Source organism: Bradyrhizobium erythrophlei (assembly GCF_900129425.1).
Taxonomy (GTDB): domain Bacteria; phylum Pseudomonadota; class Alphaproteobacteria; order Rhizobiales; family Xanthobacteraceae; genus Bradyrhizobium; species Bradyrhizobium erythrophlei_C.
Genome location: NZ_LT670817.1, coordinates 4337593 through 4353964, shown reverse-complemented (window position 1 = coordinate 4353964; position 16372 = coordinate 4337593). Strand labels below are relative to the sequence as shown.

The following is a 16372-nucleotide window of genomic DNA, read 5'->3' as shown; positions in this document are numbered from 1 at the left end:
AGGCGGTGTCGACGTCCGCGTAGTGCCGTCGGCAAGCCCCGGATTTGATACCCGAGAAAACCCGTAACGTCTCTACAAGCCGGAGAGTTTCTCTGCCGGCGTATTGAACATGTTCAGAAATAATTCCGAGCGCGGAAGGCGCTGGCCAGAAATGTATCCGAATTACAACACGTCGATGAAAGCTATCGACTCTCGGGGAATAAAAAACGGGCGGCCTCGGGTCTTGTCGGCGGGGCACGTTCACAGTCCCGTTACAAAAAACAAAACAGGGGGAAATATGAAGGTATCTAGAGCGCTATTAGCCGCAGCCGGCGTGATCGCGGTCTCCTCGTCGTCAGCATTCGCCATCGAGGCGGGTCAGAACGCGCAAAGCAAGCCGGGGATACTCATTAACGCGAGCGCGGGAGTTCCTCCGCCGGGCATCTACATGTTCGATGAGGTTTTCACCGTTCAGTCAAATCTGACTGGACCCGGGGTCAACACGAAGCTTGGTGGCAACACCAAAGTTGGAGTTCAGGCCGCCGTTGACATTCAGGGCTTCCTGTTCGTTCCGGGTTGGACCTTCCTTGGCGCGACGTATGATGGTCTCATCGTGCAGCCCTTCTCGACGTCCAGTGTGGGCTCCCCTTCGAATGTTCAGGACGCCGGCATGCATGACACCTTGTTAATTCCGGTTGAGTTGAGCTGGAAGCTCGCCGACAGTGGGTTCGCTGTTAAAACAGGTCTGAGCATCTTTACGCCGGACGGGACTGTGACCGGGCCTTATGGCACCGGTAATGCCGGATCTCCGTATTGGACCGTTCAGCCCGAAGTGGTCGTGTCGTATCTGAAAGACGGCTGGAACCTGAGCGCCGCCATCTACGATGAATTCCATACGAGAAATACAATTTCTCAGTATACGTCAGGCGACATTCTTCACGCCGACTTCACTGCCACCAAGCAAATCGGCAAGTGGACGGTTGGGCCCGTCGCCTATTACTACGGCCAGGTTAGCAATGACTCCTGCAGCGTCGGCTGCCTTTACGGGACGGGGACCTTGATGAATCCGCAACGATTCAACATCTGGGCCGTAGGCGGCCTCGTCGGGTACAATTTCGGACCCGCGAATTTGACGGTGTGGGCAACGCAGGAAGTTTCGGCCAAGGCTTCCAATCCCGCCGCTGTCGCAGCAACCGGATCGGACTTCTCTCTGGTTGCGCAGGGTACGACGGTGCTTGCGTCGCTCAGCTATCGTCTCTGGGCACCTGAGCAAGCGGCCCAGCCCTCATCAATCTACCACAAATAGCAAAGTTGCACGTCGTACGATCCCCCTTTCGACAGACACTTGATCGTCTCGGGAGGGGGATTTTTTTCCAACGAGAGATTTCAAACCGCCTTCTTGAACGGCGCCACTTCGATGCCGCTGTCCTTCAGCGCCTTGCGCAGCCCACGCGCGATGTCGACCGCCCCGGGCGTATCGCCGTGAATGCAGACGGTGTCGGTGCGCATCTTGATGACCTTGCCGGTGACTGAGATCACCGCGCCGTCTTGCACCATCCGCACCACCCGTTCGGCGATTTCAGCGGCACCATGCAGCACCGCGCCCGGCTTCCGGCGCGAGACCAGGGAGCCGTCGTCCTCATATGCGCGGTCGGCGAACACCTCGTGCACCATGGGAAGGTTGGCGGCTTCGCCGGCTTGCACCAGCTTGGAATTGGCGAGCACCACAAAGACCAGATTGGGATCGACCGCCCTGATGGCCGACGCGATCGCCCGCGCGGTCATTTCGTCCTCGCAGGCCACGTTCGACAGCGCGCCATGCGCCTTGACGTGGGTGACCTTGTGGCCGGCCGCGGTCGCGATCGCCTGCAAGGCGCCGATCTGGTAGGCGACCAGGTTTTCGATCTCGGAAGCTTTCATGCCCGGAAACGGCCGTCGGCCGAAGCCGTGCAGGTCGCGATAGCCTGGATGGGCGCCGATGCTGACGCCGCGGGCCTTCGCGAGCTCCACCGTCTTGCGCATGATGTCGGCATCGCCGGCGTGAAAGCCGCAGGCGATGTTGACCGAGGTGGCCAGCTCGATCATGGCGGGGTCATTGCCCATTTCCCATGCGCCAAACCCTTCGCCGAGATCGCAATTGAGATCGATTGTCGTCATCGTGTGTCCACTTGAGTGAGGTTACCCGGAATTAGTCCTGCGCCAGCGTATCTTCCGGCGACAGGATTTGCCATGTCCCGGCGTCGACGGCGCTGACGGCGGCGCCGGCGACGTTGGCATCTTGCAGCGCCGCGATGTTGAGATCCAAATTCTCGATGGTCCTGACGCGGTCGGGCAGGGCGCGCAGCAGTTCCGCAAATTTGCGGGCTTCAGCCTGCGCCTCGGCCATGCTGATGGCCTTGAAGCGAAAACCGCGGCCTGCGGGTATCTGTGCGAACCGGCCGAAATCGGCTGAAATGACGGTTGCGATCTTGGGATAGCCGCCGCTGGTGCCGCGGTCCGGCATCAGTACGATGGGCGCGCCGTTGCCGGGCACCTGGATGCTGCCGTTCACGGTGCCGTCGGAGACGATGTTGTGACCGTGCAGATGCTTGATGACGGGCCCCTCAAGCCGGTAACCCATGCGGTCGCTGGTGGCCGATATCTTCCACTCCGAGTCCAGAAACAAGTTTTTGGAAGCCTCGCTGAATTCGTCGTCCTGCGGCCCCATCACCACGCGGATCGGTCCGTCCACGAGTTGGGGGAGATCGATCCGGCGCTCGGCGGCGCCGGTTGCCGCTGCGGTTTGCAGCTCATCATCCGTCTGCAGCGGACGCGGATACGGACTGCCGAGGCCGGCGCGCGCATTCACTGAAAGGCTGCCGAACATCGGTTCGCCCGCGATGCCACCCTCGATCGCGAGATAGCTGAAGGACCCACCGCGGGCAAAGCCCAGCGTCAGGGTCTCTCCCTCCGCCAGCGTCATCGATGTATCGAAGGCCACCACGCGTCCGGCGATGTCGGCGTTGCGCGGCGCGCCCGCCAGCGCGACTCGAACCGCGCCGTCGCGCGCCGTAAATGCGGCGCCGAATGGTCCGATCTCGATGGTTGCAGCGAAGGTTGGGTTTCCAACCAGAGTGTTTGCCGTGGCAAGCGCCAGCCGATCCATCGCGCCGCTCGGCGTCAGGCCATAACGCTGGGCGCCCGGGCGACCGCCGTCCTGTACGGAACTTGCGGGGCCGATGGCTGTGATGACAAGCTTGCTCATGCGGCCATCAACTCGGCGATGATTTCGCCAGATTCCGCTGCGCGATCCTGCTCGGCGAAGGTCTTGGCATCGACCGCCGAGAACGTCACGTGATCCCCGGGCTCGAGCAGAAAGATCGGATCGCGGTGCAATTGATAGGTTCTGACCGCGGTCCGGCCCAACAGGTGCCAGCCGCTCGGGCCGGCGAGACATTGCACGCCGGTCTGCACGCCGCCGATCGAGATCGTTCCGGCCGGCGTCAGCAGCCGCGGATTTTGCCGCCGCGACGTGTGCAGGGAATGCTCGAGGCCACTGAGATAGGACCATCCCGGCGTAAAGCCGATCATGGCGACGCGGTAGTCGCCGGCGACGTGCCGAGCCACGATGTCGTCGGCGGTGGTGTTGAGCGTCTTGGCGACATCCTCGAGATCGATGCCATGCTCGCCGCCATAGACCACGGGAATGCGCCAGCGCCGGGCTTTTGTCGCCGGCGGAACGGGCCGTTCGGCCAGCGGGGCAAGCTTCCCGCTCAGCGTATCGAAATCGATCAGCACGGGATCGTAGTGCACCAGCAGGGATCGATAGGTCGGGACCGTCTCCGTCACGCCCAGGACCGGCTCAGCCGCCAGCGCACGATCGAGCGCCAGCACCCGCCGGTTCGCGGTATCATCGATATTGCGACTGAATTCGATCGTGATGGCGCTGTCGCCATTGGGCAGCAGGCGGGGCGGGGAAAGCGTCGCGGCCATGGCCTCACAACTCGTCGGCGGATATCGCTTTGGCGGATATCAAGCTCTAGCGCGTTTTGCGGCCGAGTGGAATTCGGTTCGCGCAAAATCGGCCTGCAAGTTCAATAAATTAATCCACATTGCAGTCATAAGATGTGGTGATTGCACCATCCGGGGCAATCCGCTTTCACCCTGAACTGGCGACGCCACTTGACGCGCTGGCCATGCCCCTCAAGATGCGCCGGTCCAATCAATCCCCACCCGGAGTTCTGTTGTCGATGTCCCTGACCCCTGAAGCGATCAAAACCCTTTCCCGCGTCTCCACCGCCACCATCACCACGGTTCTGCTCAAAAAGGGCCTGCGAAATGTCTGGCTGCGAGGCTCGCGTCCGCTGCGGCCGGGACAGCCGCGGCTGGTCGGGCCGGCCTTTACGCTGCGTTTCGTGCCGGCGCGGGAGGATCTTGCGACGCCGGAATCATGGTCGTCGCCGATTTCGACCCGAACGGCGATCGAAGCCATGCCGGAAGGCTGCATCGCCGTGGTCGACGCCATGGGCATCACCGACGCCGGCATTTTCGGCGATATCCTGTGCGCACGGATGGTCAAGCGCGGCGTTGCCGCGCTGGTGACCGACGGCGTCGTGCGCGATCTCGAAGGCGTGCTCGGGACCGGCATGCCGGTATGGTGTGACGGTTTCGCCGCGCCGCCCTCGGTCGCCGGGCTGACCTTCGTCGGCTGGGGTGAACCGATCGGGTGCGGCGGCGTCGCGATCTTCCCGAACGACGTCATCGTCGCCGACCAGGATGGCGCCGTGGTGATCCCGCAAGCGTTTCTCGACCTCATTCTGGCCGAAGGCGCGGAGCAGGAGCGAATGGAAGCCTGGATCGTCGAGCAGGTGAACGGCGGCGCGGCGCTGCCGGGTCTCTATCCCATGAATGCCGAGACCAAGGCGCGTTATGCGGCCTCAAAAAAATGATTCCTCATCCTGGGGCCGCGGCGTCGGAGTTTACCATCGGGCCGCGCTTCGCGCGGACCCGTTGGCCGCAGCTCGAAGGATGAGACAACCTCATGGTTTCGAGACGGCGCAAAGCCGCCTCCTCACCATGAGGTATATTTTGCTCAGGAAGGGAGAAACGTCATGGATATCCATCTCGCGGGATCGCGACCGACGCGCCGGGCACCCAAGGAATATTTCACCGGCACGGTGTGGCAGGATCCTGTCATTGCAACGAGTGCCCCTGCGCGGCTGGTCGCCAACCGCGTCTCGTTCGAGCCGGGCGCGCGGACCAACTGGCACACGCATCCGCTGGGCCAGACCCTGTACGTGATCTCGGGCGTCGGTCGAATCCAAACCAAGGGTGGGCCTATGCGCGAGCTCCGGCCGGGCGATGTAGTCTGGATTCCGCCCGGCGAGAAGCATTGGCACGGTGGCTCCCCGACCACGAGCATGACCCACATCGCGATGCAGGAATCCCTCGACGGGAATCACGCGACCTGGATGGAGCCGGTGACCGACGCGGAATATTCCGAAAAGGTCGGAGAATAGTCCCGCGGCTCGAACGGTCGGCTCGACCTGATGCGCCGCGTATTCGCGCAAGCAAAAGGCCCCGCCGCAGACGGGGCCTTCAATGAACCGCTATTGTCGATGGCTGCTAGTTCACCCGGCTCCAGGTCTGGCCGCCGCAGAACATGCCGCTGAAGGCGCAGCCCTGAACCCGAAGCGTGTCCGAACCTTTCAGCGCGATCGTTGAATCATAGGTGCTACCGGTATTCGGGTCGAGAATTCGCCCGGTCCATTCGGTTTCCTTACCTGGCTTCATGTTGATCAGAACCTGTTCGCCGTTCTGGTTCGATTTCGTGTCCACCGAATACCCGCAGAGATTGGCACCGCATTGCTCGATCCGGACCTTGCCCTCTTTTTCTTCCGTCAGCCACACGCCGAGCGGCGTATCGGCCGCCTGGGTTGCCGGGGTGGCGGGGGCAGGGGTCTGCTGCTTTTGGATCGGCGCCGCCACCGGCGCGGTTGCAACCGCGGGCGCGGGCGCCGGTGTGGCGACCGGCGCAGCGCCCTGTTGACCTTGCGGTGCAGCCGCGTTTGGCGCAGGCGGCGGTGAGACCGCGGTATCCCCAGGCGCTACGTGCGCCGTGGCGTTGGAAGGTTCGGGTCGAGCGTTTGCGGGCGCAGGAGCGGGAGCCTGGTCGACAGGCGGTGCGTTGGCGGCCGGCACCTGCGGATCGCCCTTCGCCTGTTGCGGCGCCTGTTTGCGCTGACGGTCGCTGTCCTGGTCGCTATGCGAGCGCTTCGATCGCCGTCCGCTGTTGTCGTAGACCCCGGGGATCGAAACCGTTCCACGATCCGGATCGATGCGAATGGTACGTCCGCCATACTCGAACGTGTACTGAGCCTGGGCGGCCGTGCTTGCCAACAGAAACGCGGCGACGGCAAACAGCGTTTTCATGATCACCTCCTGAGTAGGTGGAATCCGTTCCCGACCCTACACTTCGGCAGTTTTCTGCAACGTGACCTACATCACTTTCATGGTATGAGTCGTGGATTAGCGGCTTTGGTTCAATGCGCGTGCCGGCCAGTCTAGTTCCGGCCAGTCTAGTTTACGACCGGAGCGGCGGTCAATTTCCAGGAAACGCCGGTCATTCGGCGATATCTATTCAAACCAGGCCGCATAGATCTTCTTGAAGCTGCCGTCCTCGACGGCGATGTGCAACCACTGGTCGACGAACGCCTTGAGGGCGAAATCGCGCTGCAGCCAGTAGGCTTTTTCAGCGAAGTCGAACGGCTTTTCCGGATGCACCGCGCACAGCACGCCGGCGTGAAGCTTCTGCTGGTATCGCGTTTCGGATGCATCGGTGATCATCAGATCGGCGTCGCCCTTGGCGATCTCGTCGAAGATCGTGACGTTGTCGTTGTAGACCCTGATCTCGGCATTTTTGACGTTGGCCCGGGCAAATCGTTCGTTGGTGCCGCCGGAATTGACGATCACGCGGGTGCCCGGTTTGTCGATATCGGCGATGGTTTGGTATTTGCCCCTGTCGGTGCAACGCGCGATCGGCGTCTTGCCCTCGCGCATGATCGGCGAGGAGAACAATCCCTTCTTCTGACGATCGAGCGTGATCGAAACCCCGCCCATCGCGATGTCGAAATTGTCGGCCTCAAAATCCCTGGTCATTTGCGGCCACGCGGTGTGAACGTACTCGACCTTGACGCCGAGTGCCTTGCCCAGCGCTTCCGCCATGTCGACGTCGAAACCCCGGAATTTCGAGGTGACCGCGTCGAATGAACTGAACGGCAAATAGTCGCCGGTCAGACCGACACGCAACGTCCCGCGTTTCATGATCTCGTCAAGGCGGGAGGCTTGCTGGGAATGCGCCGGGGACGAGACAAGAAAAAATGCAGCGGCGAGGCAGGCGAGAATTCGAATCATCAGGCTTTCTTTCGCGCAATATGAACCACCGCCGATATAGAACAGCGGATCGTATTCGCAAAAGGGCTTGTTGCGGCTATCGGGCTTTCCAGTGCCTTCGGTCGTTGGGCTCGCGACGCTAAGAGGGGAAAGCTACATCTCGCCGCTGTTCTTCCGGACGAAATTCGCGATCGCCGGATCCGGTCCGATCATTTCGCTTTTGAGCTGTTCGAATCGCTGCCGCGCCGCGCTTTCGCAATCGTCCGCGAATTTGACCGCGGCATCCCCGGACATCGGCCCGCTGACGATCGGCGTGGAATTCTCACCGATGGTCTCATCCACGTAATACTCGCCATTGGCCTCGCGGCGGACCGTCCATTTGAAGCGGATCGCCGCCATGGGGCCGGGACCGACCCGCTGATAACCATCCGCCGAGGTCCGCTCGGGGGCGAGCGGTCTGTCCTCCACCGCCGGCCTTTCGGGCTCGCGATGGGGTTCCGGATGGTCGAGGATGCTGGCGATGGCCGCCAGCGCATGATCGGTGGGATCGCTCTGACTCAAAATCTGGACTCCGAATATTGCGCCATAAGCGGCGGAATGAGTTCCGCGGCTGTCCCATGCCATACTTTGCTCTCGAATAAGGCTGAGTTTTGTCGATCTACGCACAAACTGGCGGGAATTTGTCTTTCCAGGGGCGCGTTTGCTCAAGCTGGCCCGCCAGCCGGAACAAGGTGCCCTCGTCGCCGAAACGGGCGGCGAACATCATGCCGAGCGGCAATCCGGCGGCGTTCCAGGCTAGTGGCACGGACATCGCGGGTTGGCCCGACATGTTGAACATGGCGGTCGCCGGCATATAGCGGCGCAGCATTGGGGCGATATGCGACAGATCCTCCGACATCGAGTTGAGTTCGCCGATCCGCAGCGGCGGCAGGCAGAGCGTCGGACACAGGAATACGTCGCAGGCCTCGAAGAAGGCCGCAAGGCCGCGCGAAATCTGGAAGGCGCTGAGCTGTGCGGCGACATAGTCGGTCGCGGTCGTTTCCTTTGCGATGTGGGCGCTCCCCAGCGTCAATATTTCGAAATCGCGGGCCGTCATGGCGCGGCCGAAGCGCTGCTCGGCCTGCCGCACATTCAGCGCAACATTGGCGCTGACGATGGTCCCCATCACCACGCCCGGATCGGCCGCCAGCACAGGTGCGCGCTCCTCGACATCATGGCCGAGCGCGGCCAGCAGGGTCGCGGTTTCCCGAACCGCTGCCGCGATCTCGGGATCGATGGTGTCGCCATAAGGAGACTTGTCGGTAAAGGAGATGCGAAGCCGCCCGGGATCGCGCCCGACTTCCTCGGCAAAGGGCCGCGCCGGCGGCGGCACGAAATAGGGGCTCCACAGTTCCGGACCGTGGGTCGCGTCCAGCATGACCGCACTGTCGCGCACGCTGATGCTCACGACATGGGCGCAGGAAAAACCGCTCCAGCCTTCGCCGCGGTCGGGGCCAAGCGGATTGCGCGCCCGGCTCGGCTTCAAGCCGAACACGCCGGATGCGGACGCCGGAATCCGGATCGAACCGCCGCCGTCGCTGGCATGTGTCAACGGAAGGATGCGTGACGCGACCACCGCCCCGGCGCCGCCGGAGGAACCGCCCGACGAATGTGCGAGATTCCAGGGATTGCGGGTTGGGCCGAACAGCCGGGACTCGGTGGTCGGCAGCAATCCGAATTCCGGGCTCGAGCTTTTACCGAAGATCGTCACGCCGGTATTGAGGAAGCGCTGGGCGAGGGTACTGCTATGGTCGGCGACGTTATCCTTGTAGACGCTCGCGCCGAAGGTGGTCACCGTGCCCTCGAGGATATCCAGATCCTTCAACAGGAACGGCACGCCGGTGAAGGGCCCATCCGGAAGCCCCCGATCGATTTGCCGCTCCGCATAGTCGTAATGTTTCACCACCACGGCATTGATTTCGGGATCGACCTTGGCGGTGCGGGCAATCGCCTCGTCCAGCAGTTCGCGCGCGCTGACCTGCTTCTTTCGCACCAGCTCGGCAAGGCCGACCGCGTCATAGTCACCGTACTCCCTGAAGGCCATATCAATCCCCGCGAGTCACCAAAGCGCCGACGCCAGTTTAAATCACTGGAGAAATCAGCCAAGCACGTCCTGATTGATGACGTTCTGACGTATCGGTTCGCCGTCGAGTGCGCTCAGGATATTGCGCGCGGTCTGCTCGCTCATGCGGTCGACGGCTTCCCGCGTCACCCCGGCCACGTGCGGGGCAATGATAATATTGGGAAGCTCGAACAGCGAATGGCCTGATGACGGCGGCTCCTGCTCGAAAACGTCGAGACCGGCGCCGGCGAGCTTGCCGGACACCAGCGCATCATAAAGCGCCGCCTCCTCGACGATCCCCCCGCGCGCGGTGTTGATCAAGTAGGCCGTCAGCTTCATGCGCTTCAGCCGCGCCGCATTGAACATCCCGACCGTCTCCGGTGTCTTCGGGCAGTGGACGCTGACGAAATCGGCGCGCGGCAGCGCCGCATCGAGATCGGCAACCGGCTCGCAGCCCGCCGCCTTGATCTCGGCGGCCGATTTGTAGGGATCGTAGACCGCAACATTCATTTCCATGGCCAGGCAGCGCTTGGCGGTGCGGGTGCCGATGCGGCCAAAGCCGACGATCAGAACCGTCTTGCCGAAGAGATCGTAGGGCAGTTTGCCGAGCCGGGTAGCCCACTGGCCGTCCTTCACCAGGGCGTGCATCTCGACGGCCCGTTTGGCCAGGGTCAGCATCATGAACAGCGCCTGTTCGGCGACCGAAGGCGAATTGGCGGTGCCCGCCACCATCAGCGGGATGTTGCGGCGGCTCAGGGCCGGGACGTCGACGGCGTCATAGCCGACGCCGATCCGGGTCACCACCTTCATGTCCTGGGAAGCCTCGAGCTCCGGCTCGCCGAAACGGGTGGCGCCGAGCGCCACGCCGTGAACCGGCGCCTGCGCTTTCAGCATCGCCTCGAAATCTCCGGCGGAAATCATATTGGGGAATTCGACGATTTCGATATCGTCCCGCTCCCTCAACAGGGCCCGTCCTGGCTGCGACATCGATTCAGTGACGAAAATTTTCTTCTTGTTGGTCGCCATTCCCAGTCCTTGCCCAGCCTTTCGGCGTTTTCTTGTACGACCGTCAAATGACAGCGCCGGTCACCTCATTTAGCAGGTGCATATTGTTGAGGTCCACTGCCAATCGAAGCGGGCCGCCATCGCGCGCGCCGGCGTTGGGGTTGACCCGGCCGCAGATCTGGGCGCCTTCGAGCGTAAAATAAATCAGCGTCTCCATCCCCATCGGCTCCGTCACATCCAGCACCGCATCGAAGCTCTCGACCCCCGGCTCCGGATGCGCTTTTGCTTCGGTGACGTGTTCCGGCCGCAGGCCCAGCTGCAATTTCTCGTTTCGCGCCACGCTTTGATATCGCGCTGCGCGAGCAGGCGGCAGCGGAACGGCGATACGGTCAGTCAGGCGAATGTGGAGTTTGCCGCCGACCTCCTCCAGCTGGCAGGGCATGAAGTTCATCGCGGGCGAGCCGATGAAGCCTGCAACAAAGCGCGTGGCGGGATTGTGATAGAGATCGTTCGGCGTGCCGATCTGCTCGATGCGGCCATGGTTCATGACCACGACCCGATCGGCCAGCGTCATCGCTTCGACCTGGTCGTGGGTCACATAGACGGTGGTCGTGCGGACTTTTTGATGCACCTTCTTGATTTCGATCCGCATCTGGACCCGAAGCTTGGCGTCAAGATTGGACAGCGGTTCGTCGAATAGGAAAACCTTGGGATTGCGAACGATGGCCCGGCCCATGGCGACTCGCTGGCGCTGGCCGCCCGACAATTGCTTCGGCTTGCGGTCGACAAGTTCGACGATATCCAGCATGCGCGCGGCTTCGTCGATACGGGTCTTGATCTCGGCCTTCGGATAGTGCTTCAGGCGCAGGCCGAACGACATGTTTTCCGCGACCGTCATGTGCGGATAGAGCGCGTAATTCTGGAACACCATTGCGATGTCGCGGTCCTTCGGCGGCACGTCGTTGACGACATCGCCCCCGATCATGATGTCGCCGTCGGTGATGTCCTCCAGGCCTGCGATCATCCGCAGCGTGGTCGATTTTCCGCAGCCCGATGGCCCCACGAGCACGACAAACTCGTGGTCGGCGATGTCGAGATCGATGCCACGCACCGCCTCGACGTCGTCGTAACGCTTGATAACCTTGCGCAACGTGACGTCAGCCATTGAGTTCAACCCTTTGTCGCACCGGCGGTCAGGCCGGCGATGTAGTAGTCCATCAGGAACGCGTAGATGATCAGCGGCGGGGCGGCGCCGAGCAGCGCGCCGGTCATGATCTGTCCCCAGTTGAAGACGTCGCCCTTGATCAGGGTGGTGATGATGCCGACCGGCAGCACCAGTTGATCGGTCGAGGTCGTGAACACCAGCGGATAGAGGAACTGCGCCCATGACTGCGTGAACGCGAAAATGGTTGCGGCGATCAGGCCGGGCAGCGCGACCGGAATGAAGATGCGCGTCAGCGTCTGAAACCACGACGCACCGTCGATGATGGCGGCCTCGTCGAGTTCCTTCGGAATCGACGCGAAGTAGCCGATCATGATCCAGGTGCAGAACGGCACCGTCAGCGTCGGATAGATGAACAGCAGGACGTACCACCGGTTGATCAGCTGGATTCCGGTCCAGTCGCCGAACACGGCGAACATCTTGAACAACGGAATGAACAGCAGGCTGTCCGGAATGAGATAGGTCAGGAATACCCCGGTCGCGAGCGTCGCCGAGCCCCAGAACCGCATTCGCGCCAGCGCGAACGCCGCCGGCACACTGATCAGCATGGTGATGGTCACCACAAAGATCGAAACCATGGCCGAGTTCAGGAAAAATCGCAGGAACTGGTTCGAGGTCAGCAGTCCCACGTAGTTCGACAGCGTCGGATGAAACACCCACCAGGGGTTGGTTGCCGCCGAAATCTCCGCGCTGCTCTTCAGCGAGGTGATCAGCATGTAGAGCGGCGGCACCAGCGAGAAGATCGCGAACAACGTCAGGAAGAAGTACGACCAGCGCAGCGCCCAGGTGCGGTCGCGGCTCATGCTGCCATATTTGACCGTCCGGCTCGGTGCCGCCTTGTCGATCACTACGGTGCTTGTCATCAGGCTTCATTCCCGCGTTTGTTGACGCCGCGCAGGATGAAGACCGCCGCGATCGCGAGGATCGGCACCATGAACAAGGACACGCTGGCGCCGAGCGGAAGATCGCTGCCCTCGATGCCGATCCTGAACGCCCAGGTCGCGAAGAGGTGGGTGTGGTCGAGCGGACCGCCCGCGGTCAGGATCCGCACGATGTCGAAGTTGGCGAAGGTGACGATCAGCGAGAACAGTGTGGTAATCGCGATGATGTTGCGCATCATCGGCAGCGTCACGTACCAGATGCGCTGCCACCAGTTGGCACCGTCGATCGCCGCGGCCTCATAGAGCTGGTCGGGCACCGATTTCAGCGATGCCAGGTACATGATCATGAAGAACGGGGCGCCGTACCAGACGTTGACCAGGATAACCGAGAAACGGGCCCAGTTGGCATCGCCGGTCCAGGGAATCGGCCCGATGCCAAAAAACGACAGCGTGTAATTGAAGGCGCTGTAGGAAGGATCGAACAGCCACAGCCACGCCAGCGTGCTCATCGCGGGGGGAATCACCCATGGCACCAGCAGCATGCCGCGCCACTTGCGTTGGCCTTTGGCGGGAATGTTGTGAACGAAATGCGCGACGATGAAGCCGATCAGCGCCTTGAACACGACGGCTGAGATAGCAAAGATGCACGACTGCTCCACCACCAGCCAAAAGGTGTCGCGCTTGAACAGGAATTGGAAATTGCCGAGGCCGATGAAGTGCTGCATCGACTTGTTCAGCGTCGCCAGATGCAGCGAATAGAACGCCGGATAGACCACGAGAATGCCGATCAGCAGGATCAGCGGCAGCGTCATGAGAAATGCCGCGGTCGATTTTCGCTTCAGCGCGGTCCGTAAACTGGCGCGCTTGCGCGGGGATCGCGTAGCGGGAACACGGTTCGGCTGAAGCGCGACATCAACCATGATGCATCTTCCTCGCGAATTTTATCAGAGATCGAGAAGCCGGCGCCATGCCGGCCTGCGATCGTATGGGTAAAACCGCGGATGCGCGCCGCAACGGCCTGCGATCAGGCGGGCCGTTGCAGCGATATCCGCAGCCTCAGCTCCGCATGAAGCCTTCGCACTCGCCTTCCGCCCAGGCCAGCGTCTTCTCCATCGTTTCTCCCTGATAATACCGCAGGCACATCTTGGTCAGGGTGGCCTGTGCGTAGATTTGCTGGGCGACCTTCGGCGGCGCCGGCGAAGCGGCGATGGACAGCGTTTGATGCTTGTACGGATCCGGATAGTGGAAGAGCGTTCCCTTCGGCGGACCTTCCTCCGCCCAGACCTTAAAGCTCGTCTGTTTTTCGAACGACGGCAAATCGTAACCACCGCTCGCTACAACCATCTTCTCGACCGAAGCGGATTGCGACAGATAAACGAGCAGGCTCTTCGCCGCTTCCTTGTTCTTGGAGAAACTCCAGGTGGTCCAGAAGTAGGGCAGGAACGGCGCGAACCTGCCCTTTGGGCCTGCCGGGAAGCCGTGGGTCCAGCATTGCTCGGCGACTTCCGGCGCGTCGCGCTTGGCAACCGCCCAGGCGCTTGGTGGATTCATGATCATCGCCCCGCGGCCGGAGACCAGCCACTTGTTGTTGGAGGCGTCGTCCCAGGCCGCCACATCCGGCGGAAGGAAGGCGATCAGCTTCTTGTAGAATTCGAGAGCCTGTCGCACCTCGTCGGTCTTGACCGTCAGGTTGCCCTTGGCATCGACGAGCTGGGCGCCGAACGACTGGAAGATCGCGCCGGCGGTATCGACATTATCGGTGGTCTCGCCGAGACCGATTCCGAAGGGGAATCCGCCCTTGTGGCAGGCCTCTGCGGCTTTCAGAAAGGTATCCATGTTCCAGTTGTCGGCCTTCGGCGGTGCCCCCGCTGGGTACATCTCCTGGACGTCGATGTTGGCGTATTTTTTCATCAGGTCGATGCGGGAGCAGGGGCCCTTGATCTGGCTGCCGACGCAGGCGGGCACGCCGAGCCATTTGCCGTCCAGCTGACCGAGATACTGCACCGTGCCGTTCACCTGGCCGTTCTGCTTGATCAGTGGCTCCATGATGTCGTTGACGGGTTCCATCAACTCGGAATTGGCGTGCGGCCACCAGGTCGGCATCGCCAGGATGTCGTGGCCGGATTTCGCCTGAGCTTCGGCGGCGATGGTCAGCAGGTTCTTGTTGCCCTGGCTCGGGATGTAGTCGATGGAAACCTCGACCTTCTCCTTCGCGGCCCACTCATTGACGAGATCGGTAGAGGCCTTGTTGGCTCCGGGCACCCAGTGATCCCAAAAGCCCATCGTGAGTTTACCCGCGGCATGAGCACCTCGGATATAGGGCGCTGTGATCAGCGCGGCGGATGACAGTGCGGTAGCGGCTACGAATTGTCGTCGAGACAGCGTTCTCCGTGACATGGCGTTCCCTCGTTGCTGAGCCAAAATGTGCTTTTGTTTTTGCCTCCGGCGGACGTCACGCTCGAAATGAAGCTGCGTGGGGCGGAGATTTTGTTTTGAAGATCAGAGCAGAATTGCCTGCGTCTGTCGAGAAATCAGGTTAACTGGATCATAGAACTAACGTTGTGTACAAAATGACGCAGTCCGCTAATCGCAGCGCTTCCCCCGCAAAATATTTTGTCGGTCGAGTAAATCATATTGCGGCGCACACATCGCTTCGCAGTGTTAGTGGAAGGGGTGCGCGATTGCGCCGCAGTCCGGTTTCGACCTTCTGTAACTGGCTCCTGCAGCAAGCTTTTCCGGATCATGGACGGCGCGGCGCGACGGTAGACTCGCTTGGCGCGAAGACGATAGAGTCTCGACTCGGCAGGCGCCTGCCGCCCCCAAAACACATTCAGCCCACCATCGAGATCGACCATGGAGACCAAATAATGATCACCCCGGCATCGACAGCGCGTGCGCGATTGGGATTGCGTTTTGCGCTTGGGGCAGTCGTCGTCGCGCTTCTCGGCGCACCTTCATCGGTGGATGCGCAAGGACTGGTGCAAGGCGTTCAACAGGGAGCGCAAGCCGGCAACAAGGCCGCCGGGCCGGTCGGCGGCGTGTTGGGAGGGGCGATCGGCGGGGTGGTCGGCGTCTTTACCGGCGTGCTTGGCGTCGGCAATAACGGTCAGACCCCCGCCGCGAACGGCACCAAACAGGCGGGTCCAGCGAAAACCGGCAAAACGGGCAAAGGCGGCAAGGAAAGCAAGCAGGTGGTGCTCACCCAGCAAGGTGAGCCGCAACTGACGGCCGAACAGATCGTCGCCGACAGCGATGCCAATATCGATCGCATCAAGGCCGAATTGCATCTCACGGCAGAGCAGGAGAAGAACTGGACTGCTTTCAACAGCGCGATGCATTATCTCGGGCATAACGGCGCCGACCGGCTCAACCTGAGAATTGCGCGCGCCAAGCGCGATCCGCCCGACGACATCATCGAGCAGATGCGCAACGAAGCCCAGTTTCTCAACGATCGCGCGGTGGATCAGCGCAACGTCGCCGATGCGGCCGAGCCCTTATTCGCAAGCCTCGACGACAAGCAAAAGACGATCTTCATCGAGGAGATGGTGCGCCTTAGTCATGAGCGGGGGCTGGATTAGCAGCCGCCACAGCTGCGAATAGCCGGGCGCACATGCCCCTGGGGAGGGTTGAAAGGCTCGGCACCCGGCTATCCCGCCGCGAGTCGCGCGGCTTTCCAACTCGTCATGCAAATTGGAAGAAACACTGACCAATTCGCGCCCGAGAAATGGCTGCGTCATGGCCTTATCGGGAATAGCTCGCCAGAGTATGTCGGCAGCCCGTCATGGCCGGGCTTCGTCCCGGCCATCCCCGTCC

General features: G+C 61.8%; 16 protein-coding genes. 4 read left to right on the top strand and 12 right to left on the bottom strand.

Annotation, left to right across the window (positions count from 1 at the left end):
• The first annotated feature begins 277 nt into the window (after positions 1-277).
• Positions 278-1285: a SphA family protein gene (locus B5527_RS20710; protein WP_172842621.1), complete on the top strand. Its 1008-nt coding sequence runs from the start codon at positions 278-280 to the stop codon at positions 1283-1285.
• An 80-nt stretch (positions 1286-1365) separates the two neighbouring features.
• On the opposite strand, the gene B5527_RS20705 is transcribed toward B5527_RS20710, so the two are convergent.
• The 3 genes from B5527_RS20705 to pxpB are packed head-to-tail and all read right to left on the bottom strand — an operon-like array spanning position 1366 to position 3951.
• Complete coding sequence (locus B5527_RS20705) at positions 1366-2136, bottom strand: LamB/YcsF family protein (protein ID WP_079603180.1); 771 nt, start codon at positions 2134-2136, stop codon at positions 1366-1368.
• A gap of 31 nt (positions 2137-2167) precedes the next feature.
• Positions 2168-3223 (bottom strand): biotin-dependent carboxyltransferase family protein, encoded by a 1056-nt coding sequence (locus B5527_RS20700; RefSeq protein WP_079603179.1) that lies wholly within the window; start codon positions 3221-3223, stop codon positions 2168-2170.
• A complete protein-coding gene (gene pxpB / locus B5527_RS20695) occupies positions 3220-3951 on the bottom strand; it encodes a 5-oxoprolinase subunit PxpB (RefSeq protein WP_079603178.1) in 732 nt (243 codons plus the stop codon). The genes B5527_RS20700 and pxpB overlap by 4 nt, the downstream gene beginning before the upstream one ends.
• A gap of 257 nt (positions 3952-4208) precedes the next feature.
• Here pxpB and B5527_RS20690 point away from each other — a divergent pair, with 257 nt between their 5' ends.
• Both B5527_RS20690 and B5527_RS20685 read left to right on the top strand, forming a co-directional pair.
• On the top strand, positions 4209-4907 hold the full coding sequence (locus B5527_RS20690; RefSeq protein ID WP_079603177.1) for a ribonuclease activity regulator RraA: 699 nt from the start codon (positions 4209-4211) through the stop codon (positions 4905-4907).
• 162 nt (positions 4908-5069) lie between these two features.
• Complete coding sequence (locus B5527_RS20685; protein WP_079603176.1) at positions 5070-5477, top strand: (R)-mandelonitrile lyase; 408 nt, start codon at positions 5070-5072, stop codon at positions 5475-5477.
• Positions 5478-5583: 106 nt separating this feature from the next.
• Here B5527_RS20685 and B5527_RS20680 read toward each other — a convergent pair whose 3' ends face one another.
• From B5527_RS20680 to B5527_RS20640, 9 genes are all read right to left on the bottom strand, one after another.
• Entirely contained in the window at positions 5584-6390 is an 807-nt protein-coding gene (locus tag B5527_RS20680) for a DUF2147 domain-containing protein (RefSeq protein WP_079603175.1), read from the bottom strand.
• A gap of 204 nt (positions 6391-6594) precedes the next feature.
• Positions 6595-7371, bottom strand: a complete 777-nt coding sequence (locus B5527_RS20675) for a transporter substrate-binding domain-containing protein (RefSeq protein WP_079603174.1) — start codon at positions 7369-7371, stop codon at positions 6595-6597.
• A 132-nt stretch (positions 7372-7503) separates the two neighbouring features.
• Complete coding sequence (locus B5527_RS20670) at positions 7504-7911, bottom strand: hypothetical protein (protein WP_079607400.1); 408 nt, start codon at positions 7909-7911, stop codon at positions 7504-7506.
• A gap of 97 nt (positions 7912-8008) precedes the next feature.
• Positions 8009-9433, bottom strand: a complete 1425-nt coding sequence (locus B5527_RS20665; protein WP_079603173.1) for an amidase — start codon at positions 9431-9433, stop codon at positions 8009-8011.
• A 54-nt stretch (positions 9434-9487) separates the two neighbouring features.
• Complete coding sequence (locus B5527_RS20660; RefSeq protein WP_079603172.1) at positions 9488-10477, bottom strand: hydroxyacid dehydrogenase; 990 nt, start codon at positions 10475-10477, stop codon at positions 9488-9490.
• Between the two features lie 43 nt (positions 10478-10520).
• The gene (locus tag B5527_RS20655; RefSeq protein WP_079603171.1) at positions 10521-11621 is read right to left on the bottom strand and encodes an ABC transporter ATP-binding protein; all 1101 of its coding nucleotides are present in this window, start codon (positions 11619-11621) and stop codon (positions 10521-10523) included.
• A 5-nt stretch (positions 11622-11626) separates the two neighbouring features.
• Positions 11627-12541, bottom strand: coding sequence for a carbohydrate ABC transporter permease (locus B5527_RS20650; protein WP_079603170.1), 915 nt, complete (start codon positions 12539-12541; stop codon positions 11627-11629).
• Positions 12541-13479, bottom strand: a complete 939-nt coding sequence (locus B5527_RS20645) for a carbohydrate ABC transporter permease (RefSeq protein WP_079603169.1) — start codon at positions 13477-13479, stop codon at positions 12541-12543. Before B5527_RS20645 ends, B5527_RS20650 begins: the two co-directional genes overlap by 1 nt.
• 136 nt (positions 13480-13615) lie before the next feature.
• Positions 13616-14956, bottom strand: a complete 1341-nt coding sequence (locus tag B5527_RS20640; protein WP_079603168.1) for an ABC transporter substrate-binding protein — start codon at positions 14954-14956, stop codon at positions 13616-13618.
• A gap of 470 nt (positions 14957-15426) precedes the next feature.
• Between B5527_RS20640 and B5527_RS20635 the strand changes: the two genes are divergently transcribed.
• Positions 15427-16137: a Spy/CpxP family protein refolding chaperone gene (locus tag B5527_RS20635; protein ID WP_079603167.1), complete on the top strand. Its 711-nt coding sequence runs from the start codon at positions 15427-15429 to the stop codon at positions 16135-16137.
• The last annotated feature ends 235 nt before the right edge of the window (positions 16138-16372 follow it).